Origin of the sequence: Exiguobacterium acetylicum (assembly GCF_019890935.1) — a bacterium.
GTDB classification, from domain to species: Bacteria; Bacillota; Bacilli; order Exiguobacteriales; family Exiguobacteriaceae; genus Exiguobacterium_A; species Exiguobacterium_A abrahamii.
Window position 1 is genome coordinate 2,129,637 of sequence record NZ_CP082333.1, and the last position, 26,020, is coordinate 2,155,656.

The following is a 26,020-nucleotide window of genomic DNA, read 5'->3' on the forward strand; positions in this document are numbered from 1 at the left end:
TCGTATCCTCTCCCACTACGTATTGAATGAAAAACAGGCAGCCCGCCGAGCGTGCGCCTGTTTTTCGTTGTGACCTTATACGAATTCAATCAATAAGTCTTGACTCGCGATGGCTTCGCCTTCCTTGACGTGGACGGCTTTGATTTCACCGTCTTCCGGTGCTTGGATTGTCGTTTCCATCTTCATTGCTTCTGTGACGAGGAGTTGCTCTCCTTTACGGACACGTGTACCAGTCTCGACGAGTACCTTCAGCACGCTACCCGGCATTGAAGCACCGATTTGTTTCGCATTGCTTCGATCTGCTTTTGGACGACTTGATGAACTTTCCTTGATACTGATGTCTTTGACTTCGACTTCACGAGGAACACCGTTCATTTCATAATAGATCGTCCGCATACCATGATCGTCTGGCTGACCGATTTGAATCAACTTGAGGTAGAGTGTCTTGCCTCGTTCGATTTCAACCTCGATCGTCTCCCCTAGACGCATTCCATGGAAGAACGTATTCGTATCAAGAACAGAGATATCGCCATATCGAGCGACATACGAACTGTAGTCCATGAAGACTTTTGGATAGAGCGCGTAAGCGAGTGCATCAAATTCTGTAACTGGACGTTCAAGCTTTTCGAACAACTCATGTTTGATTGCATCAAAATTGAGTGGTTCCATCATCTTACCAGGACGTTCTGTCAGTGGGGCAGCTCCCTTGAGAATAGCCTGTTGAACGTCTTTCGGGAAACCATCCGGTGGTGTTCCGAGCTCCCCTTTCATCAGTTCGACGACTGAATCCGGGAAATCAAGTCCACTTGCACGGTGCAAGACATCTTCTTCCGTCAGATGATGTTGAACCATGAAGAGTGCCATGTCTCCGACGACTTTTGACGATGGTGTGACTTTGACGATATCGCCAAACAGCATATTGACACGCGCATACATTTCTTTGACTTCAGACCAACGATCCGCGAGTCCGACCGCTTTTGCTTGTTGCTGTAAGTTCGAATACTGTCCACCCGGCATCTCATGGTCGTAGACCGTTGGATTTGGTGCGATCATATCGAGTTCGAATGCTTGATACAGATGACGCACGTCCTGCCAATAATCCGAAATCTGTTCAAACTTCTGTGCTGATACGAGCGGTTGACGTGGATGACCACTTAAGGCATGAATCAAGCTACCACCCGCTGGCTGACTCGTAAGTCCCGACATGCTTGATGCTGCGACGTCTACGACGTCGACACCTGCATCGATCGCACGCGCATACGTATAAATCCCGTTCCCACTCGCATCGTGTGTGTGGAGATGGATCGGTAGCGATACCGCATCTTTAAGTGCTGATACGAGCGCATAGGCTGCTTCCGGTTTCAAGAGACCCGCCATATCCTTAATGGCAATGATATGAGCGCCGCTTTCTTCCAGTTGTTTCGCCAGATTGACGTAATACGGCAGGTGATATTTCGGACGATTCGCGTCAAATAAATCCCCTGTGTAACAGACAGCTGCTTCCGCGATTTTACCTGTCGGCAAGACCGCATCGATCGCAAGTTGGATCGACTCGGGGTTGTTCAAGCTATCGAAGATTCGGAAGACGTCTACTCCTGCTTGCGCCGCTTCCTTAACGAACGTATGGATGACGTTGTCCGGATAGTTTTTGTAACCGACGCCGTTCGCACCACGAAGCAACATTTGAATGAGGACATTTGGCATCTTTTCACGCAATTTCATCAGACGAACCCATGGATCCTCCGACAAGAATCGATAGGCAACATCAAATGTCGCGCCTCCCCATGCTTCGACAGAAAACAGTTCAGGTAGCAGTTTCGCTTCCGCCTCTGCAATCGCAACGAGATCCTTCGTCCGCATCCGCGTCGCAAGGAGCGACTGATGGGCATCACGGAATGTCGTATCTGTCAACAAAACGTTCTCCTGAGCTGCCAACCATTTTGCGACGGCTTCTGGACCTTCCGCATCGAGAATCGCTTTTGCACCTGGTGTATAGTCTGTCGGGAGATTTTTCGGAATCCGGACGTCACGCGCAAGCGGCTTGTCCAATTTTCCGATTCCCGGGAATCCATTGACGGAAACCTCTCCGATGTACGTCAAAAGTTTCGTTCCCCGGTCTTGACGTTTCGGGAAGATGAATAATTCTTGTGTATCATCAATGAACGATGTATTGTAATCCCCGCTGACGAACGCATGGTGCTTCAAGACGTTGCTTAAGAATGGGATATTCGTCTTGATCCCACGGATTCGGAATTCACTTAAGTTTCGACGCATCTTCGCAACGGCTTGATCGTACGTCAAACCATGCGTCGAGATTTTAACGAGCAGTGAGTCATAATATGGTGAAATTTCCGCTCCAACATAAGCATTCCCACCATCGAGACGTACACCAAAACCGCCTGGTGAACGATAGGCTTTAATTTTCCCTGTATCCGGTAAGAAACCGTTCTCCGGATCTTCTGACGTGATTCGGCTTTGGATCGCAAAACCAAGCATCTTAATGTCTTCTTGTTGCGGAATACCAACGAGGTCGCTATGTAACGATTCGCCTTCAGCAACACGGATCTGTGTCTGGACGATATCAACGCCTGTGATCATCTCCGTAATCGTGTGCTCGACTTGGACACGTGGGTTGACCTCGATGAAATAGAACGATTCATCTTGTGTCACGAGAAATTCGACCGTACCCGCATTTTCGTATCCGACATGCTTCATCAATGTGACGGCTGCGTCACAAATCTTTTGTCGACCTTCGTCTGAAAGCGTCACACATGGTGCCACTTCGACGACTTTTTGGTGACGACGCTGTACGGAACAATCACGTTCAAACAAATGAATGATGTTCCCATGGGCGTCACCGATGATTTGAACTTCAATATGTTTTGGTCGTTCGATTAATTTTTCGACGTAAATCTCATCCGAACCAAATGCTTTCAAGGCTTCAGATTTCGCACGTTCGATCATGTCTGGAAGCTCTTCTTCTGTCCGGACGACACGCATACCGCGTCCACCACCGCCAAGCGATGCTTTGACCATGAGTGGATAGCCTGCTTCTTTTGCGAACGCATATGCTTCATCAATGGATGAGATCGGACCATCCGTTCCCGGAATGACAGGAAGACCGGCTTCAATCGCTGTCGTCCGTGCCCGTACTTTATCCCCGAACTTATACAGATGCTCTTCTTGCGGTCCGATGAAGATGATTCCCTCTTCACGGCAACGTTTGGCTAGCTCAATATTCTCAGAGAGGAATCCATAACCAGGATGGATCGCATCACATTCGGCTTTTTTCGCTGTTGCGATGATATCTTCAATATCGAGATAAGCTTCGATCGGTTTTTTCCCTTCTCCGATCCGGTACGCTTCATCGGCTTTATAGCGATGAAGAGAACCCATATCCTCTCGCGAATAAATGGCAACGGTACGAATACCGAGTTCTGTCGCTGCACGGAAAACGCGAATCGCGATCTCCCCGCGGTTTGCTACGAGAATCTTCTGGATTTTAGTCAACTGATGCTCCCCCTTTAGTTAATGAGCTTGTGGCACTCATCGAACGTGCAGTCCGCACTTCTTTCTGATAAGCCACTCGATATTTGTTTTGCATGGAAATGTTTGCCATCACACCAAGCATCGTACTCATGACGAGTAACGATGACCCACCGTAACTGATGAATGGCAAGGTAACACCTGTACCTGGAAACAGACCGGACATGGCCGCGATATTGATACATGTCTGGATGAAGATGATACCGGATATCCCGAGAGCGAGCATGCTCGAGTAAAGCGAGACACACCGATTAGCGATGACCGCCCCTTGAATCATCAGATAGAACAATAGACCGAGTACTACAAGAACCCCGATGAACCCGAGTTCCTCCGAGATGATCGACATGATGTAGTCGGTTTCAGGCTCTGGTAGATAGCCATACTTTTGAAAACTATTCCCGAGACCTACTCCGAATAATCCCCCGTGGGCAATCGATATGACGGAGTTGATGAGCTGATATCCCTTACCTTCTGCGTCAAGGAAGGGATTTAAACTTGCTTGAATCCGTTGCATCTGATTATCCGAAAAATTATTCCATGCGTACAAGAAGATGATTGGTACGGTGACGACACATAACATGATGTAACCACTCGGTAATCCAACTGCGAATAAAATCATCGCCGTGATGAGTAACAGAATGAACAATCCGCCGTCATCCGGTTGCATGCGAATGATGATCGCGTAAGGTGCAAGTAATACAACCATCGGAATCAAGATCCAGTCCGAGAAACTAAGTAAAATCCGTCTTCCTGGAGACGTCGCTGGAATTTGACGATGGATGAAGTGATGGACGATCCCAATCACGCCGTCCATTTTCCCTTTGTGCTTTTGATCAAAATAACTCGCAAGTCCGACGACGAGCACGAATTTACAAAGCTCGATTGGTTGAATCAAGAAGATACCGAAGTTCAACCATGCGCGAGCCCCGTTTAGTGGTGCCGAAAACAGCGTCGCCATCAACATCAACCATGTAATCGCGTACAAGAGTAAACGAATCACTGGTCCACGGAACACCTCATGATTGATTTGTGAAACGAAAAGGAACAGCACGATCGCCATCGCATCAAACATCAACTGCTTCTCAAAGAAGGACGTATTCGCATAATCTCCACCGTTCCACACGCTCGCACTATAGACCATGACCGTACTGATCGCCATGAGGATGAGCATCGTAAAGAAGAGACCATAGTCAAAAAATGCTCGTTTTTCTTTAAACTTCGCTAACATATGTACACGTCCTTTTTTCATTTTCTAAAAAAAAATACCCAAACGCCGCATTTCACGTTTGAGTAGAAAATCAGCACGTCTCCGCATCATGTAAATCAGATAATTGCTGTTCAAGTGATTCGAGTAATTGTTTCCCCTCACCCGCATCAATCAGTTCAAGACGTACCGCAAAATCAATCTGACGGGATAATCCGAACATTTGTGTATCCAATACTTCCTCGTAAAGAGGACATTGTGGCATCGTTAAATTCGCAAGCTGGACCTCGATCAACCGGCGGATTTTTTGTGCATCCGCTTCTAGTAGCTCAAGAGCGCGCTGGCGATGAACTGTCTCGATTTCAGTTGACAATCCAATCCCTCCTCATCAAATGACGCGTTCCTGTTATAGCTAAACTTTACCTTACTTTCGCCAACAATTCAACGTTTCGGTATAATGGATTTGTTGGACTTACACATTTAGGGGGTAGAACAAATGATTTTTCCGATTAACGGTAAAGTACGGCATCAGTTAACGATTGATCCGACAGTCTGGATCTTTGATGAACGAAAGGTAGCAATCGAGAAAATCGGGCAACCAGCCGACACAAGTGAACAAGAAGCGTACTACGCGAAAATGGGGGCTGCGTGGGATAAAGGCATCATGGAAGGCAGTCGTACGGATCACAATCGTCCGATGACACGTGCTGAAAAAGAAGCCGCGCTTCAAGGGTCATTCGCCATGGCGCTTGCACCGTTCATCCGGAATGCCGAGCTCTTACCGGATGCGATTGCCATTCGTTTCGAAGGCGAAGAAACGGTTGAACTTCCCCTTGAGCAACTCGACGAAGTGTATCTGCAGTTCTCACAAGACGGCAAAGTGTTAGCAGATGGACCCGTTCATCTGTTACACGGACAACGGATCGTCAAATCCGTTCATACGGTTACTGTCATATAAGGAAAACGTGGTGCGCCTGAATAGACGCACCACGTTTTTTCATAGTAAATCGGCTGCGAGGCGCGCCAAGTTCGAGCGCTCCCCTTTGACGAGTTTGACATGTCCCGTCATTTTCTCATTTTTGAGTCGTTCTACGGCGTAGGATAGACCATTGGAATACTCATCTAGATACGGATGATCAATCTGCTGTGGATCCCCGACTAACACGATTTTCGAATTTTCACCGACACGTGTCAAAATCGTCTTGACTTCATGTTTCGTCAAGTTCTGCGCTTCATCGATGATGATGAATTGTCCCGGCATACTACGTCCCCGGATGTACGTTAATGCTTCCAGTTGAATCGTCTTCATTCCGGCGAGAATGTTACCTAGTTCGTCTCCCGATCCCGTATTGAAAAGGTGTTCGAGGTTATCGTAGATAGGTTGCATCCACGGACGAAGCTTCTCTTCCATTTCACCCGGCAAGTAGCCGATATCGTTTCCCATCGGTACGACAGGACGAGCAACGACCAGTTTTTTATATTTGTGCTCGTCTTCCACTTGCAGGAGCCCCGCAGCGAGTGCGAGTAACGTTTTTCCGGTACCTGCCTTACCAACGAGTGTCACAAGTGGTACGTCGTCACGTAATAATAACTCAAATGCCATCCGTTGTTGAACGTTTCTTGGAATGACGCCCCAGACTTGATCGACATCGATCGAAAGTGCCCGGATGATCGGCAGGTTCTGATCAACGACGGCGATGGCTGAAGCTTTCGACATGTTACTTTTTAAGATGACGAACTCATTCGGTTGCACTTTTTCTGGCAAGACATCCACTGAAAGCCGTTTGTCCTGATAGAAGGCATCAATATATTCCTGATCGACGGTCACTTCGATGAATCCTGTATAAAGACCGGTCAAATCAGCGATATGATCCGTCATATAGTCTTCAGCGACTAATCCATACGCATCCGCTTTGACGCGGACTAAGATATCTTTTGAGACGAGAATGACATCTCGTGGGGTCGTTTCGAGCTGTTGCTCCCGATGAATCGACCATGCGAGCTCGATAATCTTGTTATCGTTTGATTCATGCGTAAACGGCGAACCTTCATGAATGGAGTCCCCAATATCGACGCGAAGAATACCGCCGTTTCCAAGCGGAACTCCTGCATGAAGCTGACCCGTTTCCCGTAATTGGTCTAAGATGCGAGCTGTTTCTCGCGCATTGCGTCCAACCTCATCCATGTTGCGTTTTTTTCCATCTAGTTCTTCTAGTACGATCGCTGGTATGACGACGTCGTGCTCCTGGAATTGAAAAAGAGAAAGTGGATCGTGAAGCATGACATTAGTATCAAGTACGTATATTTTTTTCATTCCATCGTTCGCCCCTTTAGAGTCGAGTTTGTGATGAATGTTACGCTTTTAGGATGCGATGAACGAGTTGATCCAACCGTTCGGCTGCTTGTTCATCGTATGTTTTTTCGATAGTCGGTCGTTGTGTGACAGCTGCTCCGTAAAACAAGATGTCACGTACCTCCTCAACGCGTCCCTCATAAAAAGCGAGTGGCAACGGAAGGTCTTCTTGCGGCGTAAACGCCTTGACGTCCGTACACGTTAAGCTGTACGTCGACTGATCTGCAAAAAAGATCAATGTGAAGACCGGATGTTCTCGTAATGTTTTAACGAGATGAGAATCTGCTTCGATTGTAAATCGAACCGTTTGCGAATCCGTCGCATGTACCCAACTGATTGCATGTGTGATGGGCCAATGTTTGGATTGATCATGCGTAATTAAAAAAACGAGTGGTAATTGCGATAGTGCTTCTAGTTGACCTGAGTTGAGCTGTTGTTCAACTTTATTTGCCATGACATCACCCCCTCTACGACTTAGTGATGATATTTCGAGATATACTTCTCGTTTCCCTTTTTTACATCTGAATAATCTTCTAATATGATATACTAAGAAAAAAAGGGAGGACCTGGCATGCGAGTGAAATGTACGATTTGCGATAAGCGTGAAACGATTGATGATTGGTCCTTCACGGCGAAGCGATTACGCAATAAACCTGTTCGTGTCCACATTTGTGATGAGTGTCGATCACGCGTAGAAGAACGGACACTTGAACGCCACGCTTCTGGACAATTCCATCTATACCCGACTTGGGAAACGAAACGAAAACACTGGTAAATAAAAGGTCTGCGGGGAAATTCCCTGACAGACCTTTTATTGTTCATCGATTGATACGAACGAGTCGATCATCATCTGCCGTTGGATTCCCTCTTCCGTCCGTATTATTTGTAATATAGTAAATTGATGTCTCGTCAATCCAGACATCTCGAATCCGACCTTGATTTTCGACGATCGTCTTGACTCGCTTCGTCTCTAGATCGATGGTTTGTAATCGTTGTCCGACAAGTGTTGCAAAATAAAGTGTATTCTCTGCTGTTGCAACTCCACTTGGTGCAACAGATTGTTCTCCTACTTCATACCACGGCGTCACCAGTCCGTCTGCTTGTTCTTTCCCTTCAATCGTCGGCCATCCATAATTCTTTTGTTCGATTCGGTTGATTTCATCGTGCCCACTTTGCCCATGTTCACTTGCATACAGTTGATCATCGACGAAAACAAGTCCTTGTGGATTCCGGTGACCGAGACTGTAGACGTATCCTTTTTGATTCCCTTCGAACGGTTCCCCTTCCGGTGTGATGCGTAAAACCTTTCCTGCCAATGAATCAATGTCTTGCGCCAGTTCAGGATTCGCTGCGTCTCCTGCTGTGACATAGAGCGCGCCTTCAGGTCCCCACTCCAGCCGTCCCCCGTTATGAATCGTCGCTCCGGGAATATCATCGAGTAAGACACGTTCTTCCGTCCACTGGTCACCCTCTTCTTTTATCGCGATGACGCGATTCGTCGCTTGCCCTTGTTTAGCGTACGTATGGTAGACGTATGCCGTCTGATTGTCCTTAAAATCAGGATCAAGTACCATCCCAAGTAATCCACCTTCTCCTTCAGCGAGAACATCCTCTTTCAGCTGAAGGCGCATCCGTTCATAGTCACCTTGTTTTCCTTTGACAATCGTTCCTTCTCGTTCCGTGATGTAAAATACCTCTTCTTCTCGGACAATATTCCACGGAGCGTTTAGCTCTTTAAATACGACGTCTTCTTGCGCTTGAGATGATTGTGTCGCTTCTTGATCACTTGAATCCTGTTGGTTGTTTTCTTGTGTCGTCTGATTCGTTTCCTCTGTTGACGATTCTTCTGATGTTTGTGTACAGCCCATCAGAACACCCGCTAACAGGAGGGGTGATATGACATACTTGATCTTCAATGTTTTTTCCCCCTTTTAGTATTCTAGTTCCCGCTACGCTTTAAATCATGCATCTGAATTGGCTCAAAAAAAAGAACGAACCTCCGAAGAGATTCGTTCTTTTGATTCATGACATGCTTCCGTCAAGAAGCTGTCCGTTCACGTTCACGCTTGACCATCCACATCCGGAAGCGATAAATACCAAGTACGAAGACCATCGCAAGGAGTACTTCAGGAATCGGCCATGTCCAGAAGACAAGCGTCAATGCTGCCGAGAACACGGCGAGCAAGAGATAGACGATCAGTGATTTCCACCATGCTAGTTCCTTAGCAAATCCTAACTTAAAGACGACAAGCGTCAAGATGACGACGGTAATCATTAAAGGATAAAATCCCGCTTCGATGTTATTCGGATCACTTCCAATACCGAGAAGTTTCGCGATGAACGGAATATCGTATTTCGAGAAATCAGAAGCAACGGCAGCTTGTGCATTCATTGCCAGTCCCCCTATTCGTTCAAGACTTAATCTTTACCTAGACGACGACGTTTTTCTTGCTTTTCACGTTCGTTTTTGTTCAAGACTTGTTTACGGAGACGAACCGATTGTGGTGTGATTTCACAGTACTCATCTTCGTTCAAGAATGTCAACGACTCTTCAAGTGAGAAGACACGTGGACGTTTAAGAACGTTTGTTGAGTCTTTTGCAGATGCACGCATGTTCGTTAATTGTTTTGCTTTAACGACGTTGACAGCGAGATCGACATCACGGTTACATTCGCCGATGATCATACCTTCGTATACTTCGATACCAGGCTCGATGAAGATCGTTCCGCGGTCTTCAAGAGCTGAGATTGCGTAAGCAGTTGCTTTACCTGTTTCGATTGAGACCATAACACCACTACGACGTCCACCGATATCCGCTTGGATGAACGGACGGTATTCTTCGAATGTGTGGTTCATGATTCCGTATCCGCGTGTAGCAGAGAGGAATTCGTTACGGTAACCGATCAAACCACGTGAAGGAACGATGAATTCCATCTTCGTTTGACCGTTGTCCATTGTTTGCATGTTCGTCAATTCACCTTTACGGAGACCGATCGATTCCATGACAGAACCTGTGTACTCTTCTGGTGTATCGATGACGACGCGTTCGAATGGCTCGACTTTGACGCCTTCTTCTTCTTTGATGATTACTTGCGGTTTCGATACTTGAATTTCGTATCCTTCACGGCGCATGTTTTCGATCAAAATCCCGAGGTGAAGTTCCCCACGGCCAGAAACGATCCAGCGGTCCGGTGAGTCCGTGTTTTCGATGCGAAGTGAAACGTCTGTTTCGAGTTCTTTTTCAAGACGCTCTTCGATTTTACGTGAAGTAACGAGATCCCCTTCACGACCAGCGAATGGCGAGTTGTTGACGATGAATGTCATTTGAAGCGTTGGCTCATCGATACGTAATAATGGGAGTGGATCAACGTGTGAAGTCGGGCAAACCGTCTCACCGACGTTAATATCTTCCATACCAGCGATCGCGATCAAATCTCCAGCTTTTGCTGTTTCGATTTCGACACGTTTTAGACCGAAGTAACCGAACAACTTCGTAACACGGAAGTTCTTCGTTGAACCATCAAGTTTTGAAAGCGAAACGCTATCGCCAACTTTGATTTCTCCACGGAAGACACGACCGACACCGATCCGTCCGAGGTAGTTATCATAGTCAAGCATCGTCACTTGGAACTGAAGCGGTTCCATTGTGTTATCGACAGGTGCTGGTGTGTGCTCAAGAATCAAATCAAGAACGTTCGTGATTGTATCTTCTTGTTTTTCTAATTCGGGTTCAAATGAACTTGAGCCGTTGACTGCCGATGCATAAACGACTGGGAATTCGAGTTGATCTTCGTCAGCTCCGAGGTCGATCAAGAGATCTACGACTTCGTCGACGACTTCAAGAGGACGGACCATCGGTTTGTCGATTTTGTTGACGACGACGATTGGTTGAAGTCCTTGCTCGAGTGCTTTTTTCAAAACGAAACGTGTTTGTGGCATACAGCCTTCACGTGCATCGACGACGAGGATGACGCCATCAACCATACGCATGATCCGCTCAACTTCTCCACCGAAATCGGCGTGTCCTGGCGTATCAACGATGTTGATGCGTGTGTTTTTGTAGTCAATTGCAGTGTTTTTCGCAAGAATCGTGATTCCACGTTCCCGCTCGATGTCATTTGAGTCCATTGCGCGTTCTTCGACTTGTTCGTTCGTACGGAACGTACCAGACTGTTTTAAAAGCTCATCGACTAATGTTGTTTTACCATGGTCAACGTGGGCGATGATCGCAACGTTGCGTAAATCATTTCGTACTAATGTTGTCATAGGTGTGTACCTCTTTCTATTCATTTAAATAAATCTTATCATACTTTCGGTCAACTTTAAGAGTATAGCACAGGTAGAGTCCTAATTGGCAATGACTAAGATTCGACATCACTCCGAAAGCCTTTTCATTATCCTTCATTCACGCTACACTGTTAACGTACTCACGGGTAGAGGGGGAAAAAACATGCGCCTGCTATTTTTATTACTCGCCATGCTTGCCGTAGGATCCATGGCAGCCATCGGCATCTTCATCGCAGAACAAAACGTACCGATGACGATTGCCTCTGTCATCTTGATGATTGTTACGATGGGTGCCGGGTTCGTTTTAAAGGCACGTTTGCGAAAACAAGCATGAACAAAAAGGTTCCTTTCGTTCAAGACGAAAGAAACCTTTTTTCAATCCTCTTGTGTTTGTACGAATGTCAACACATCTTCAACGAATGTCTGGCTCCCTGCTAGCACACTCGTTTGTTCGAGAAATGACATCGATTCACCTGTGATCGTTCCGACACGCCCACCGACCTCTTCAATCAATAACTGACCAGCTGCGTAATCCCAAGGCATATTACGCATCGTGATATACCCATCAACACGTCCTGCAGCTGTCCATGCGAGTTCAAGTGATGCTGCACCGATTGCTCGTACACCTACCGCGTGTCGTACGAGTGGCGCAAGACGATCCGTATTGATTCGACGATTTGGTGTCACCCAGGTCGCGTTCATACAGATGATTGCTTCTTTAACACTCCGCTCCTCGATTTGTGGTAACCGTATGCCGTTTTGATAAGCACCATGCCCTTTGATGACATGGAACAACTCGTCCGCCATGACATCGTAGACGAACCCATAATGTAACTCACCATCTATCATGATCGCAATCGAGATGGCAAACATTCGTTTTTGACGAATGAAGTTCATCGTTCCATCAATCGGATCAACGAACCAGATCGTGCCTTCGAGTGTATCAGGTCGAGCGATTCGCCCTTCTTCCCCATAAATATGATGATTCGGATAACGATCTAAAATACCTTGAATCAATAAGTCCTCGACGGCTTGATCAATCTCTGTCACTAAATCGCTTTTTCCGGTTTTTTGTTCGACGTGATACGAACCATCAATTTTTTCGCGAATGTATTTTCCCGCTCGTTTGATCAAATCTATCGCATCCAACTCAATCTGCATTTGAGTTCACTCCTTCATCGTTGTTTCCAGCTTCTTCTATAGTAACAAAAAAAGAAAACCAGCGAACAGTTCGCTGGTTGAAGAGTTGATATTTTATTATAAGGTAGAGATCGGAACGTTGAAATCAAGCTTCAAGACGTACCATCTCTTGACGATATTTTTCGAGACGCTCTTTACTTGCGCCAACAGCTTCTGCGTCACTTGCCACCATCGCATCATGTAATGTAGCAAGCTCATAATCGATTTCGAGACGCAATACAGGAATGCGTTTTTCTGCATCTTTTCTCTTGTATGCTTCTATCACTTGTTTCACAGTAACCACACTCCTTCGCGGGATAAACAGAGGTTTAATTTGTCAGACAATTGCGACTTATTAGTGGATTGAATCTATAATAGTACGATTCAACTTAGATGTAAAGCATCTAATTTTAAAAAATACAGTTTCACATATTTGTAAGGCCAACGTCTTGTATGTAGTATATAGCCGCTTCCTTTCCACTTTAAACAAATGTTGATCATTTCCCGCACATTTCCAGTCGGATTAAAAGATAAGACTCCTATACGATCGCATAGGAGTCTTATCTTCATGATTCAATTATTTCTTCATGCGAACGATCGGTTCTTCTTGACGTTTCGCCTGCTGCATCGTCCGATAACTCGAGCAACCGGTCTCTTCCATATAAAACTGATCCCACTGTTTTTCCTCGGATTTCGAGGTGACGATTTGCTTGAATTCACGATATGCTTCGAGCAATCGTTGTCGTTCAACGCCTGTCTCATACGCTTGCTCGACTAAATTAAAGAAGTCTATGACTTTTACGATTTCTTCAGTCGACCAATCGGAATTGAGCGGATAATTCAATGCCATCATTCCCACTTCCTTTCTGCACTTTTCTATTTTACACGGAAAAGAAGCATAAAACAGTTGCAACCGTCCGAAAACTTGTTATAGTTAGCTTGTTTGATTGTATTTTTATTCGGTTTTAAGGGGGGAAATCTGGTGCAAACAAAAAGCTTAACACAGCTCGATACACCTTTATTCGATGCGCTACTTGCGCATGCGAAACGTCAACCAATTCAATTTCATATTCCCGGTCATAAAAATGGTCAAGGAATGGATCCAGCCTTTCGATCGTTCATCGGTCAGAATGCGCTCGATATCGATTTAATCAATATTGCTCCCCTTGATGATCTCCATCATCCAAAGGCAATCATTAAGGAAGCTCATCAATTGGCAGCTCAAGCCTTCCATGCCGACGAAACGTTCTTTTCCGTACAAGGAACTTCAACGGCCATCATGGCGATGATCATGAGTGTCGTCGGACCTGATGATAAAATTCTCGTTCCTCGGAACGTGCATAAATCGGTGATGTCAGCTATCGTTCTTTCTGGTGCGCATCCGATTTTCATTCACCCTGAATTCGATGAGACATTCGGAATCGCGCACGGAATCACACCAAGCGCGGTAGAACGTGCCCTTGCACTTCATCCTGATACAAAAGCCGTTCTCGTTATCAACCCGACCTATTTCGGCGTTGCTGGTGACTTAGAGAGCATCGTCAAGCTTTCCCATAGTAAAGGTATTCCGGTACTCGTCGACGAAGCACACGGCGTCCATATCGCATTCCACGAAGATATGCCGTTGTCAGCGATGCAAGCAGGAGCTGATCTTGCCGCAACCAGTGTGCATAAACTCGGTGGCTCACTTACAGGAAGTTCTGTCCTGAACGTTCGTCGCGGACTTGTCTCTCCAGATAAAGTTCAAGCAGTGCTCTCGATGTTGACGACGACATCGACATCTTACCTGTTGCTCGCTTCTCTTGACTGCGCTCGGCGTCATCTTGCGATCAACGGTGAAGCGATGAATCGTCGGGCACTTGAACTTGCGACACGGATGCGCTTTGGATTAGCGAAGCTTCCTTATCTCGCTGTTTTCGGTGAATCCGATCTTCATTCGAGTGCGACGTTCGCTTTTGATCCAACGAAAGTGCTTGTTTCCGTCAAAGGACTTGGTATTTCTGGTCACCTCGTCGAAGAGTTCTTACGCGAAGAACATCGGATCGAAGTTGAACTTTCTGATTTGAACAATATTCTTGTCATCATCACGTCTGGTGACTCGGAAGAGACGATTGACGCCTTCTTACATGCGATGTCGTTACTTGTCGCACGTTATCAGAACAATGGTGCCGAAACAACTGATCATTCGATTGTTCTTCCAGACATCCCAGCGCTCGCTCTCAGTCCTCGTGATGCATTCTATGAAGAGACAGAGACGATTCCGTTGGTCGATGCGGTCGGGCGGATTTCAGCTGAATTCATGATGGTATATCCACCTGGTATTCCTATCTTCATCCCAGGCGAGATGATCACGGCAGACAACCTTGCCTATATCAAAGAAAACATCGAAGCCGGTCTTCCGGTTCAAGGTCTTGAGGATCATTCGCTTGAGACGATCAAAGTCATTCAACAATCGAATGCGATTCGTTAAAAAATGCAAAAGCAGCTATCCTTATTACTCAGGATGGCTGCTTTTTTGAACCTTTCATTCGGCGTATTCATCGTTTGGTGAACAAGGTATGAATGCCGCGAGTGCTTCACCGATCACTTCGACATCCTCCCGCTCAATCGCAAATGTACGAATCAAAACATCTCCATTTAGCACATCCTGTTGATCGAGTAACGCTGACTGACCACCGGTTAAACTGACGACGAGTACTTTCCCGAAGAATTGTCCCGTGCAGACGACAGCAAAATCATAGCGGGCGAGTGCAGTCGTCCAGCCGACAAAACGAACCTTATCCATCTCTGATACGTAATACAGCTCCTCTAAGGTAGTCACGGATTCCATGTGCGTCCACCCTCTCCAATTTTTACTTTTTCTTTTCCTTTTTTGAATCAAGACCAAACAAAAAACACCTCATACACGGTCGGCTCCCCGTGTATGAGGTGTTTCGATATTATTTAATGATGTGGATTGGGCTACCGATTGCAACTTCAGCAGTTTCCATTGCGATTTCACCGAGTGATGGGTGCGCATGGATTGTGAGTGCGATATCTTCAGCTGTCATACCAGACTCGATTGCGAGTCCCATTTCAGCGATCATATCAGATGCGCCTGTACCAGCGATTTGCGCGCCGATTAAGAGACCATCTGATTTACGAGTGATCATTTTCAAGAAGCCGTCTGGCTCGTTGAGTGCAAGTGCACGACCATTCGCAGCGTAAGGGAATTTAGACGCGATGTAATCGAGTCCTTCTTCTTTCGCTTGTGCTTCCGTGTAACCGACTGTAGCGAGTTCTGGATCTGTGAAGACGACCGCTGGAATCGCGCTGTAGTCGAGGTATGCAGGGTGTCCTGCAGCTGCTTCAGCAGCAATTTTAGCTTCGAATGAAGCTTTGTGTGCAAGTGGTGGTCCTGGAACGATATCACCGATTGCGTAGATGTTTTCGTTTGAAGTACGGCACTGATCGTCGATTTCGACAAGACCACGGTCGCTGACTTTGACTTCTGCCATTTCAAGACCAAGATCACCAGTGTTCGGACGACGACCGACAGTGACGAGGACGTAGTCCGCTTCAACTGTTTGTGCTTCACCGTTGACTTCGAATGTTACTTTAACGCCATCTTCCGACTCTTCCACACTTTGAGCAAGTGCTTCGTTGTGGATTGTGATGTTACCTTTTTGTTTGAGCTTTTTCTTAACGACTTGCGTCATAGCAGGCTCGAAACCAGAAAGGATATCTTTTGTTCCTTCAAGAATGACGACTTCTGTATCGAAGTTCGCATACGCTGTACCAAGCTCCATCCCGATGTATCCGCCACCGATGACGATGAGTTTTTTCGGGATTTCAGGAAGGTTCAATGCGCCTGTTGAAGAAAGAACGCGTTTTGACCATTTGAAAGCTGGAAGTTCGATTGGAGTCGAACCTGTCGCGATGATACATTTCTTGAATTTGTAAGGAGTCGAAGAATCTTCGTTGATGATACGGACTGTATCTTCTGATTGGAAGTAAGCTTCCCCAACGACAGTCTCGACTTTGTTCCCTTTAAGAAGACCACTAACGCCGCCAGTCAATTTGTTGACGACAGATTGTTTCCAAGATTGAACTTTCGAGAAATCGACAGTTGCATTCTCAGAAGTGATCCCCATATCGCTTGCACCTTTAGCATGCTGGAAGTTATGTCCTGCAGTGATCAAGGCTTTTGATGGGATACATCCAACGTTTAAGCAAACACCGCCGACGTTTTCACGTTCAACGATTGTTACTTTCATACCGAGTTGCGCGCCGCGGATTGCAGCAACGTAACCACCAGGGCCAGCCCCGATTACGAGTAACTCTGTTTCTTGTGCGAATTCACCTACTACCATTGCTTATCCCTCCATGATGAGAAGTTGTGGGTCGTTCAATAGGCGTTTAACTAAGTTAAGCGCGTTTTGTGCAGTTGCACCATCGATGAGACGGTGGTCGAAGCTGAATGAAAGTGCAAGAACTGGTGCAGCAACGATTTCGCCGTTTTTAACGACTGCTTTTTCAGCGATACGGCCGATACCGAGGATTGCAACTTCTGGGTGGTTGATGACTGGTGTGAACCACTGACCGCCAGCAGAACCGATGTTAGTGATCGTGATTGATCCGCCTTTCATCTCTTCGCCAGAAAGTTTACCTTCGCGTGCTTTACCAGCAAGGTCGTTGATGTCGTCAGCGAGTGAGAAGATCGATTTACGATCTGCATCTTTAACGACTGGTACGACAAGACCGTTGTCTGTATCTGCAGCGATACCGATGTTGAAGTAGTTTTTGTAGACGATTTCTTCGTTTACATCGTCGATTGATGCGTTGATTGCTGGGTATTTTTTAGCAGCAGCAGTCAATGCTTTTACGACGAACGGAAGGTAAGTCAATTTCGTACCTTGAGCAGCCGCAACTTCTTTGAAGTTTTTACGGAGTGCTACGAGGTTCGTAACATCGACTTCGTCCATGAGTGTTACGTGTGGAGCTGTATGTTTCGAGTTAACCATTGCTTTCGAAATCGCTTTACGGATTCCTTTGATTTTCTCGCGTGTTTCAAGTTCAGGTTGAGCAGCAACGTATGGCTTAACTTCTGTTTTTGGTGCAGAAGCAGCTGCAGCTGGTGCTTTTTCTTCTGTTGCTGGTGCTTCAGAAGTTTGACCACCATTTGCGAATGCATCGATGTCTTCTTTGACGACACGACCGTTGTCTCCAGAACCCTGGACTTCACGGATGTCGACACCTTTTTCACGTGCATATTTACGGACAGATGGCATCGCGATGACGCGTTCTGATTTATGGATTTGAACCTCGTTTGGTTTGTCTTCCACTTTTTGATCCGTATCTTGAACGTCTTTTGCGTTGTCTTCAGCTTTTGGTTGCTCTGCTTCTTCAGAAGGAGCAGAACCTTCGCCTTCGACTTCGAAAGTGATGAGGACGTCGCCAACGACAGCTACGACACCTTCGTCAACTTTTACTTCTTTAACAGTACCATCAACTGGTGATGGGATTTCAACGACTGCTTTATCGTTTTGTACTTCAAGAAGAACGTCGTCTTCCTTGACAGTGTCGCCCGCTTTTACGAACCACTTTACGATTTCACCTTCATGAATACCCTCACCGATATCCGGCAATTTGAATTCAAATAAACCCATTTGAATATGCCTCCTTTTAGTTCACTCTTCTAGTCGATTGTTATCTGTAAAAACGGAAGCAAGGAGAGAATGAACCCCTCTCCTTATTTTCCGAAATGCTCTTAGAAATTGTAGACAGTTTTGACTTTCTCAACGATATCTTTGTGATCTGGGATCCAGACGTCTTCACCTTGTGCGAATGGGAAGATTGTATCTGGAGCAGCAACACGAAGAATTGGCGCTTCGAGGTCAAGGATTGCACGTTCTTGGATTTCAGTTGCAACCATTGCAGCGATACCCGCTTGTTTTTGTGCTTCTTGAACGACGACGACACGGTTTGTTTTCTTGACAGAAGCAAGAATCGTATCGATGTCGATTGGGCTGATTGTCATCAAGTCGATGATTTCGACGCTGATGTTTTCTTTTTCGAGCTCTTCAGCTGCTTTAAGTGAAGCGTGTACCATCGCACCGTAAGTGACGATTGTTACGTCTGTACCTTCACGTTTAACATCAGCTTTTCCGAGTTCGATCGTGTAATCGCCCTCTGGCACTTCACCGCGGAATGAACGGTAGAGTTTCATGTGCTCGAGGAATACGACTGGGTCGTTGTCGCGGATTGACGCGATCAAAAGACCTTTTGCATCGTAAGGTGTTGAAGGAATGACAACTTTAAGTCCTGGTGACTGAGCCATGAGTCCTTCGAGGTTATCTGCGTGAAGTTCCGGTGTTTTAACACCGCCACCGAATGGTGAACGGATTGTAACAGGTGCATTATACGTGCCACCTGAACGGTAACGGAGACGCGCAAGTTGTGCTGCGACTGAATCGAATACTTCGAATACGAATCCGAAGAATTGGATTTCCATGATTGGACGGAATCCTGTCAGACTGAATCCGACAGCAAGACCACCAATACCTGATTCTGCAAGTGGTGTATCGAAGACGCGGTCTTCGCCGAGCTCATCTTGAAGACCTTCTGTCGCACGGAATACCCCACCGTTTTTACCGACGTCTTCACCGAACAAGAGAACTTGTTCGTCGCGTTTCATCTCGACGCGCATTGCGTCAGTGATCGCTTGGATCATCGTCATTTGTGCCATGGGTTATTTCGACTCCTTTGCTGTATACTCATCAAGCTGCTCTTGCAGGTTTTGTGGAAGCTTCTCAGCCATCACGTTGATGAAATCTGTAACTTTTTGTTTTGGTTCTTTGTCAGCTTGTGCAAGTGCTTCCTTAACGTCAGCTTTAGCTTGCTCGATGACTTCGTTCTCTTTATCTTCGTTCCAAAGACCTTTTGCTTCCATGAAAGCACGGAAACGGACGAGTGGATCTTGTGCTTGATACTCATCATCCATGTCTTTTGTACGGTAACGTGTTGGATCATCACCAGCGAGTGTGTGTGGTCCGTAACGGTAAGTCAATGTTTCGATCAATGTCGGAACACCGTTGAGTGCTTCAACACGCGCTTGTTTCGTAGCTGCGTATACAGCAAGAACGTCCATACCGTCGACTTGGATACCATTGATACCAGCAGCGACAGCTTTTTGAGCGATTGTTTTCGCCATAGATTGTTTTTCGACAGGTGTCGAGATTGCGAAACGATTGTTTTGAACGACGAAGATTGCAGGTGCTTTGAAAGCTCCAGCGAAGTTCATACCTTCATAGAAGTCACCTTGTGAAGAACCACCATCACCTGTGTAAGTGATTGCGACTTGTTCTTTACCGCTTTTCTTAAGACCGAGAGCAACACCAGCCGCTTGAACGATCTGCGCACCGATAATGATTTGTGGCATTAAGACGTTAACACCTTCAGGGATCTTACCACCTGTGATGTGACCGCGTGAGAACAAGAATGCTTTGTAAAGTGGGAAGCCATGGAAGACCATTTGTGGAATATCACGGTATCCAGGAAGAATCCAGTCATCTTTATCCAAAGCGAATTGCGTACCGATCATTGACGCTTCTTGTCCAGCTACTGGAGCGTAGAAACCAAGACGTCCTTGACGGTTAAGTGAGATTGCACGTTGGTCCCAGATACGTGTGTATACGAGACGGCGCATTAATTCCGTAAGCTCTTCATCCGAGAGATCTGGCATAGCGTCTTTATTGACGACTTCACCTTTCTCGTCAAGAATGCGGAACGTTTCAAAGTTTTCTTCCACGTTTTTAAACATGTTTACGTTCATCTTTTCACCTCATCCTTTCACTGCGTTCAGCGAAATATTCCTCTGACTGATTTGCCCACATAACAATAGTGTCCAAAAAACGAAGTCCCGTGTGACTATCCTTTGAACATGTGTCTGTGTACCTATTCAGTTGAGTAAACTGTATTATCATGAATCGACACGTTATAGTGTCTTGTTCATTACGTTACAAGTATAAATCTGTAACACCTTAAAATCAAAGGAAATGTTTTATTTTTTTCGCGTTTCACATTGTGAATTCAATCACAAAACTAGAATATTCCATCTTCTGTATCATTCGATATTTTCCTACTGTGTTAGTTGTCATCATTCCCCACTTTCCTATGCTATACTTTTTGTAGACGAAAGGAGTGTTGTTCATGATCACCATGAATGAAATCGTACGCGAAGACGTTCCTGCTCTTCACGAACGGTCAGTAGAAGTGACCTTCCCTCTCAGCGATGAGGATAAGGAAACGATGCGACTCATGCGCGAGTTCCTCGCCAACAGTCAAGATGATGAAATTGCGAAGAAATACGATTTACGAAGCGGCATTGGACTTGCAGCACCACAAATCGGTGTCAACAAGCGCATGTTCGCGATCCGCTTACCGGATGGTGATGATTTATTGGAATTTGGTATCTATAATCCAAAAATCATCAGTCATTCCGTCGAGCAGACGTATTTAACAGGCGGCGAAGGATGTCTGTCCGTCGATCGTGAAGTCGAAGGACATGTACCGCGCTATATGCGTATTACCCTAACTGGCATCGATCATAACGGAAATCCTGTAAAATTACGTTTAAAAGGGATGAAAGCAATCGTCTGCCAGCATGAATATGATCATCTAGATGGCGTCATGTTCTATGATCGGATTGATAAAAAAGAACCGTTCAAGGAATACGGTCCTGCCACGTAATGCAAAAATCCTCGTTTCCGTTTCGGAGACGAGGATTTTTTTGAATCAGACTTCCATGATGATCGGCATGATCATTGGATGACGTTGTGTTTTTTCTGTTAAATACGGTGTGAGCGTATCATTGATGACTTGTTTGATGTCCGTCCATTTCGTATTACGGTTCGCAAGCGATTGATCAAGCGAACGCTTGAGTAGACGTTCAGCATCTTTAATCAAATTACCCGACTCCCGCATGTAGACGAAACCACGCGAGATGATGTCCGGTCCAGAGACGAGACGATTCGTCTTCGAGTCAAGCGTCACGACGACGACGACGAGTCCCTCTTCTGAGAGAATACGGCGATCGCGTAAGACGATGTTTCCGATGTCTCCGATTCCTTTTCCATCGACATAAACGGCATTCGCTTGAATCTTCCCAGTGATAGCGGCTGCATTCGCATCTAATGCGAGTACTTCACCGTTATCCATGACGAAGCAGTTCTCTTCCGGTACACCAGCATCCATCGCAAGCGACATATGCTTCTTCAGCATCCTGTATTCCCCGTGAATCGGCATGAAGTATTTCGGATTCAATAAACGTAACATGAGCAACTGCTCTTGTTGACTACCATGACCTGATGTATGGATATCATTCAGTTTACCGTACATGACATCTGCGCCAGCTTTATATAGCTGATTGATCGTCTTTCCGACAGAAACGACGTTTCCTGGGATTGGTGACGATGAGAAGATGACGAGATCATCCGGAATGATCGAGATTTGACGATGTGTTCCGTTTGCGATACGGCTAAGTGCAGCCATCGGTTCTCCTTGTGAACCGGTACAAAGGATCGTCAACTCATTTGATTTATAACGTTTCATCTCGTTCGGCTCGATGATCGTACCCTTCGGCGCTTTGATGAAATCAAGTTCTTGACCAATCATCATGACCTTGTCCATGCTACGTCCGAAGACGACGATTTTCCGTCCTGCTTCTACAGAAGCATTGACGACTTGTTGCAGACGATAGATGTTCGACGCAAACGTCGCGAAGATGATCCGCCCTTCCGCTTTACGGAAGATGTCTGAGATCGTTTCCCCAACGACACGTTCACTCATCGTAAACCCTTCCACTTCTGCGTTCGTAGAGTCCGATAGAAGACACAATACGCCTTCTTTACCGAGTTCAGCCATTTTCGCTAAATCAGCCGGCTCTCCGACTGGCGTGAAATCGAACTTGAAGTCCCCTGTATGCACGATGTTCCCTTGTGGTGTTTTGACGACGACACCGAACGAATTCGGAATCGAGTGTGTCGTACGGAAGAACGAGATGCTTGTCTTCCGGAACTTGATGACCGAATCTTCATCGATCTCATGCAGTTCCGCGTTGCGAAGCAAACCATGCTCTTCTAACTTCACTTTGATGAGACCCATCGCAATCTTCCCAGCGTAAATCGGTAAATTCACTTGTTTAAGCAAGAAAGGCAGACCGCCAATGTGATCTTCATGACCGTGTGTGATGAAGACGCCTTTGACCTTGTCCTTGTTCTTGATCAAGTACGTGTAATCTGGAATGACATAGTCGATTCCGAGTAATTCATCTTCTGGGAACATGACACCCGCGTCAATGACGATGATCTCATCTTGGAATTGAACGACATACGTGTTCTTCCCGATTTCCCCGAGTCCACCGAGTGCGAAAACGGCGGCCTGATGGTTTTTGACGAACTTCATTCGAACGTCGCAACCTTGAAATCAGGATGTTGTTGTTCGTATGTCAAAAATTCTCCGCTGACTTCGCGGATGAACTCGATGTTGATATCTTTGAGGTGGTCAATCGTTGATCGCACGTCACGAATGCTTTCCCCTTCTACATACATTGTTTCTGTCCGTTCACGAACAGGTGCTTCCGAACGAAGCGGTTGGTAAAATACTTTAAAAATCATGCCTAGCAACTCCTTATCAGTACATTGTTTTTTGTCCTTAGTACAGTATACACGATACACAGACTATTTTTCATCCTTATTCCGCATGTTCCCTTCAGGCAACACGCTTTTGGTTATGCTATACTTTCACATGAACAGGTCATTTTGACCAATTAAAAAGAGAAGGTGAAACCATGGCAAATCAGAAAGTCGTCTTTTTCGATATCGACGGAACCTTATTGCATGATGGTCATTTTGTTCCGGAATCAACAAAACAGGCAATTCGTAAGCTTCAAGAAAATGGTGTCTATGTAGCACTCGCAACTGGACGCGGACCTGCGATGTTGTCTGGAATCCGTGAATTGCTCAACATCGATACAATTATCGGCTATAACGGGCAAATCGTCGTTCATCAAAATGAAATCATCTACAAACGTCCACAACCGAAGACGGATTTGACACAGTTGACACAACAAGCACGTGAAAACGGACATACACTTGTCTACCTCGGTGAAACAAAAGGCTTCACGACGAAATCAAATGACGTTCATGTCGTCGATTCGCTCGGTGAGCTTGATATGCCGTTACCGATTCACGATGAAGAAGCGTTTTTATCGCATGATGTTTTCCAAACGCTCGTCTACTGCACAGCTGAAGAAGAGAGCGATTATGTTAAACGCTATGACGCATTCGATTTCATTCGTTGGCACCCACATGCAATGGATGTCATCAATGTCGGTTCTTCGAAAGCAGAAGGGATCAAACAATTCCTGAAATTGACGAATATTCGCCGCGAAGATACCTTTGCATTCGGTGATGCCTTAAACGATTTAGAGATGCTCCGCTACGTTGGAACCGGTATTGCGATGGGGAACGGGCTTCCAGAAACGAAAGCTGCCGCTGATTACGTCACGAAACCCATCCTTGAGGACGGTATCGCACATGGACTAAAAGAATTCCAACTCATTTAATTAAGTAAATGTAAAGCTGAGGCGCGCCTCAGCTTTTTTTAGTTCTTCACTTTATGAATCGCACGCTCTAGACGGTCGAGGTCCTCATTTTCACCAATGACGACGAGATAGTCCCCTTTTTCAATCATTTCGTCAGCTTGTAGAGAAATCAGAACGTTTTCTCCACGTTTAATCGCGACGACGTTCGCTCCGTATTTGCTCCGTAGATCCAGGTCAATCAATGTTTGTTTTGCCATCCGGTCACTGACTTTAATTTCAACGATCGAAAATTCTTGAGATAAATCGAGATAGTCAAGAATATTGGAACTCATTAAACCGTTCGCAATCCGCACTCCCATATCCCGTTCGGGGTGAACGATGAAATCTGCTCCGATTTTTCGTAATACTTTTTCGTGGTAATCGTTCGTCGCTTTGACAGTAATCGATTGTACCCCGAGCTCTTTTAAGATCAATGTCGTCAAGATGGATGCTTGAATATTTTCCCCGATGGCAACGATGACATGATCGAAGTTTCGGATTCCTAGACTTTTTAAGACATTCTCATCCGTCGTGTCCGCGATGACGGAATGCGTCGCAATTCCCATAAATTCATTGACGCGCTCCTCGTCGGAGTCAATCGCTAAGACATCGTAGCCATTTTTCGATAATTCACGGACAATCGAGCCACCAAAGCGCCCTAGTCCAATTACTGCAAACTCTCCATTCATTTTCACAACTCTCCTTCACAATCGCTCTTCCTTAGTAGTGTACCCGATTCATTTTAAAATTACTATAAACGCCCCTGCGATTCGCAGAGGCGTTTATTCATCCATTATTTTGAGGATTTCCCACGTACATAATCGTTATCGAACAAGAAGAGTCGTAAAATCAAGTACAACGCCGGAATCAAGAGTAAGAGTCCGAAGATGAAGACAACGACGAGTGCGGAAGCCATTGTTTCGTTAACGACCGCTTTGTTGATATCGATATATGGATACAAGATGTATGGTAAGTGCGTATAACCGTAACCGAACCATGCCACTCCATACTGTAGCATGACCGCGACGAAAGCAATTCCGTAATTCTTCTTCATGTAGACGAGTGTCACCGCAACAAGGAAGAAGATGAAACTAGCAGCGAACCACCACCAGTTCCCGTTTAAGATGTTCTCATAGTGCCATGCCGCTTGATTTTTCAATCCAAAGAAAACGAGTGCACAGACTAGAATCGTTGGACCACTCCAGAAGAGTGCCCATTTACGAATCAATGGCGTAGCTCCTTCATCCTTCGCTTTATCTGCGTAGAACAAGAGGAACATCGCACTGATATAGAGGACGGATACGATAGCGAGTGCTACGACCGACCAAGAGTAAAAGTTCGTAAATAATTTTGTTCCTAAAAACTCGACTGTTTCATTCGTTTTACGAATGAATCCACCTTGACTGATCGTCAAAGTCGTTGACATCGCCGCCGGAATCAATAGACCAGTTGCTCCATATAAGAACGTATAGAACATGCTGTCGTTTGATCCATAATTGGCAAATGCATAGAAGCTACCACGAATCGCAATCAATACGAGAACGATTGAGGCTGGCACGAGCAGTGCCGTACCGAAATAATAAGCGGTATCCGGGAAGAACCCGACTAGTCCGACGAAGAAGAATACGAAGAAGACATTCGTTACCTCCCACACTGGTGAGAGATAACGAAGAATCAATCGATTCGTTAAATGATCCCGCTTCGTATATTTTGAATAAAAGGCGTAAAATCCAGCACCGAAGTCAATTGAGGCAACGATGAGATATCCGTACAGGAAAGTCCAAAGGACCGTAATTCCTAGTGTTTGAACGTCCAAATCGTTCCCTCC

Annotated in this window: 26 protein-coding genes; 6 read left to right on the forward strand and 20 right to left on the reverse strand. The window is 45.8% G+C overall.

Going from position 1 to position 26,020, the window contains the following annotated elements:
* Positions 1–75 precede the first annotated feature (75 nt).
* From K7G97_RS11185 to K7G97_RS11195, 3 genes are all read right to left on the reverse strand, one after another.
* Positions 76–3,510 carry a pyruvate carboxylase gene (locus tag K7G97_RS11185; protein ID WP_223040601.1) on the reverse strand — a complete coding sequence of 1,145 codons (3,435 nt, stop codon included), beginning with the start codon at positions 3,508–3,510 and terminating at the stop codon, positions 76–78.
* The gene (locus K7G97_RS11190; RefSeq protein ID WP_223040602.1) at positions 3,503–4,774 is read right to left on the reverse strand and encodes an FtsW/RodA/SpoVE family cell cycle protein; all 1,272 of its coding nucleotides are present in this window, start codon (positions 4,772–4,774) and stop codon (positions 3,503–3,505) included. Before K7G97_RS11190 ends, K7G97_RS11185 begins: the two co-directional genes overlap by 8 nt.
* A 70-nt stretch (positions 4,775–4,844) precedes the next feature.
* Positions 4,845–5,123: an Fpa/YlaN family protein gene (locus K7G97_RS11195; protein ID WP_023468835.1), complete on the reverse strand. Its 279-nt coding sequence runs from the start codon at positions 5,121–5,123 to the stop codon at positions 4,845–4,847.
* Between the two features lie 123 nt (positions 5,124–5,246).
* Here K7G97_RS11195 and K7G97_RS11200 point away from each other — a divergent pair, with 123 nt between their 5' ends.
* Positions 5,247–5,708 carry a hypothetical protein gene (locus tag K7G97_RS11200; protein WP_029342168.1) on the forward strand — a complete coding sequence of 154 codons (462 nt, stop codon included), beginning with the start codon at positions 5,247–5,249 and terminating at the stop codon, positions 5,706–5,708.
* 39 nt (positions 5,709–5,747) lie between these two features.
* Here K7G97_RS11200 and K7G97_RS11205 read toward each other — a convergent pair whose 3' ends face one another.
* Entirely contained in the window at positions 5,748–7,064 is a 1,317-nt protein-coding gene (locus K7G97_RS11205) for a PhoH family protein (RefSeq protein ID WP_223040603.1), read from the reverse strand.
* A 40-nt stretch (positions 7,065–7,104) separates the two neighbouring features.
* Complete coding sequence (locus K7G97_RS11210; protein WP_214859707.1) at positions 7,105–7,557, reverse strand: PNPOx family protein; 453 nt, start codon at positions 7,555–7,557, stop codon at positions 7,105–7,107.
* A 117-nt stretch (positions 7,558–7,674) separates the two neighbouring features.
* On the opposite strand from K7G97_RS11210, the gene K7G97_RS11215 reads away from it, so the two are divergent.
* On the forward strand, positions 7,675–7,878 hold the full coding sequence (locus K7G97_RS11215; protein WP_029342171.1) for a YlaI family protein: 204 nt from the start codon (positions 7,675–7,677) through the stop codon (positions 7,876–7,878).
* Positions 7,879–7,921: 43 nt separating this feature from the next.
* Here the strand turns inward: K7G97_RS11215 and K7G97_RS11220 are convergent, their stop codons facing one another.
* The 3 genes from K7G97_RS11220 to typA form a co-directional block, all read right to left on the reverse strand.
* Positions 7,922–9,019, reverse strand: coding sequence for a PQQ-dependent sugar dehydrogenase (locus tag K7G97_RS11220; protein WP_223040604.1), 1,098 nt, complete (start codon positions 9,017–9,019; stop codon positions 7,922–7,924).
* Between the two features lie 122 nt (positions 9,020–9,141).
* Complete coding sequence (locus K7G97_RS11225; RefSeq protein ID WP_023468841.1) at positions 9,142–9,495, reverse strand: YlaH-like family protein; 354 nt, start codon at positions 9,493–9,495, stop codon at positions 9,142–9,144.
* A 26-nt stretch (positions 9,496–9,521) separates the two neighbouring features.
* Positions 9,522–11,369 carry a translational GTPase TypA gene (gene typA / locus K7G97_RS11230; RefSeq protein WP_023468842.1) on the reverse strand — a complete coding sequence of 616 codons (1,848 nt, stop codon included), beginning with the start codon at positions 11,367–11,369 and terminating at the stop codon, positions 9,522–9,524.
* Positions 11,370–11,553: 184 nt separating this feature from the next.
* Between typA and K7G97_RS11235 the strand changes: the two genes are divergently transcribed.
* Positions 11,554–11,724 carry a DUF5325 family protein gene (locus K7G97_RS11235; protein WP_158581850.1) on the forward strand — a complete coding sequence of 57 codons (171 nt, stop codon included), beginning with the start codon at positions 11,554–11,556 and terminating at the stop codon, positions 11,722–11,724.
* Positions 11,725–11,765: 41 nt separating this feature from the next.
* Here the strand turns inward: K7G97_RS11235 and K7G97_RS11240 are convergent, their stop codons facing one another.
* From K7G97_RS11240 to K7G97_RS11250, 3 genes are all read right to left on the reverse strand, one after another.
* Positions 11,766–12,551 carry an inositol monophosphatase family protein gene (locus K7G97_RS11240; RefSeq protein ID WP_223040605.1) on the reverse strand — a complete coding sequence of 262 codons (786 nt, stop codon included), beginning with the start codon at positions 12,549–12,551 and terminating at the stop codon, positions 11,766–11,768.
* A gap of 124 nt (positions 12,552–12,675) precedes the next feature.
* Positions 12,676–12,864, reverse strand: a complete 189-nt coding sequence (locus tag K7G97_RS11245; RefSeq protein WP_023468845.1) for a hypothetical protein — start codon at positions 12,862–12,864, stop codon at positions 12,676–12,678.
* 282 nt (positions 12,865–13,146) lie between these two features.
* Positions 13,147–13,422 (reverse strand): UPF0223 family protein, encoded by a 276-nt coding sequence (locus K7G97_RS11250; protein ID WP_262415742.1) that lies wholly within the window; start codon positions 13,420–13,422, stop codon positions 13,147–13,149.
* Between the two features lie 129 nt (positions 13,423–13,551).
* Here K7G97_RS11250 and K7G97_RS11255 point away from each other — a divergent pair, with 129 nt between their 5' ends.
* Positions 13,552–15,039, forward strand: coding sequence for an aminotransferase class I/II-fold pyridoxal phosphate-dependent enzyme (locus tag K7G97_RS11255; RefSeq protein WP_035406702.1), 1,488 nt, complete (start codon positions 13,552–13,554; stop codon positions 15,037–15,039).
* A gap of 54 nt (positions 15,040–15,093) precedes the next feature.
* On the opposite strand, the gene K7G97_RS11260 is transcribed toward K7G97_RS11255, so the two are convergent.
* The 5 genes from K7G97_RS11260 to pdhA form a co-directional block, all read right to left on the reverse strand.
* Positions 15,094–15,399: an SAV0927 family protein gene (locus K7G97_RS11260; RefSeq protein WP_023468848.1), complete on the reverse strand. Its 306-nt coding sequence runs from the start codon at positions 15,397–15,399 to the stop codon at positions 15,094–15,096.
* A 109-nt stretch (positions 15,400–15,508) separates the two neighbouring features.
* Positions 15,509–16,921 carry a dihydrolipoyl dehydrogenase gene (gene lpdA, locus K7G97_RS11265; protein ID WP_223040606.1) on the reverse strand — a complete coding sequence of 471 codons (1,413 nt, stop codon included), beginning with the start codon at positions 16,919–16,921 and terminating at the stop codon, positions 15,509–15,511.
* Between the two features lie 3 nt (positions 16,922–16,924).
* A complete protein-coding gene (locus K7G97_RS11270) occupies positions 16,925–18,217 on the reverse strand; it encodes a dihydrolipoamide acetyltransferase family protein (RefSeq protein ID WP_023468850.1) in 1,293 nt (430 codons plus the stop codon).
* A gap of 101 nt (positions 18,218–18,318) precedes the next feature.
* Positions 18,319–19,296, reverse strand: coding sequence for an alpha-ketoacid dehydrogenase subunit beta (locus K7G97_RS11275; RefSeq protein WP_035406692.1), 978 nt, complete (start codon positions 19,294–19,296; stop codon positions 18,319–18,321).
* 3 nt (positions 19,297–19,299) lie between these two features.
* Positions 19,300–20,382, reverse strand: coding sequence for a pyruvate dehydrogenase (acetyl-transferring) E1 component subunit alpha (gene pdhA, locus K7G97_RS11280; protein WP_023468852.1), 1,083 nt, complete (start codon positions 20,380–20,382; stop codon positions 19,300–19,302).
* A gap of 377 nt (positions 20,383–20,759) precedes the next feature.
* On the opposite strand from pdhA, the gene def reads away from it, so the two are divergent.
* Positions 20,760–21,299, forward strand: a complete 540-nt coding sequence (gene def, locus K7G97_RS11285) for a peptide deformylase (RefSeq protein WP_023468853.1) — start codon at positions 20,760–20,762, stop codon at positions 21,297–21,299.
* A gap of 45 nt (positions 21,300–21,344) precedes the next feature.
* Here def and rnjA read toward each other — a convergent pair whose 3' ends face one another.
* Both rnjA and K7G97_RS11295 read right to left on the reverse strand, forming a co-directional pair.
* Positions 21,345–23,012: a ribonuclease J1 gene (rnjA, locus tag K7G97_RS11290; RefSeq protein ID WP_223040607.1), complete on the reverse strand. Its 1,668-nt coding sequence runs from the start codon at positions 23,010–23,012 to the stop codon at positions 21,345–21,347.
* Positions 23,009–23,224 (reverse strand): DNA-dependent RNA polymerase subunit epsilon, encoded by a 216-nt coding sequence (locus K7G97_RS11295; protein WP_023468855.1) that lies wholly within the window; start codon positions 23,222–23,224, stop codon positions 23,009–23,011. The genes rnjA and K7G97_RS11295 overlap by 4 nt, the downstream gene beginning before the upstream one ends.
* Before the next feature lie 173 nt (positions 23,225–23,397).
* Here K7G97_RS11295 and K7G97_RS11300 point away from each other — a divergent pair, with 173 nt between their 5' ends.
* On the forward strand, positions 23,398–24,174 hold the full coding sequence (locus K7G97_RS11300) for a Cof-type HAD-IIB family hydrolase (protein WP_223040608.1): 777 nt from the start codon (positions 23,398–23,400) through the stop codon (positions 24,172–24,174).
* 38 nt (positions 24,175–24,212) lie between these two features.
* Here K7G97_RS11300 and K7G97_RS11305 read toward each other — a convergent pair whose 3' ends face one another.
* Together K7G97_RS11305 and K7G97_RS11310 are read right to left on the reverse strand one after the other, a co-directional pair.
* Complete coding sequence (locus tag K7G97_RS11305) at positions 24,213–24,881, reverse strand: potassium channel family protein (protein WP_023468857.1); 669 nt, start codon at positions 24,879–24,881, stop codon at positions 24,213–24,215.
* 104 nt (positions 24,882–24,985) lie between these two features.
* Entirely contained in the window at positions 24,986–26,008 is a 1,023-nt protein-coding gene (locus K7G97_RS11310) for a cytochrome d ubiquinol oxidase subunit II (RefSeq protein ID WP_023468858.1), read from the reverse strand.
* Positions 26,009–26,020 lie beyond the last annotated feature (12 nt).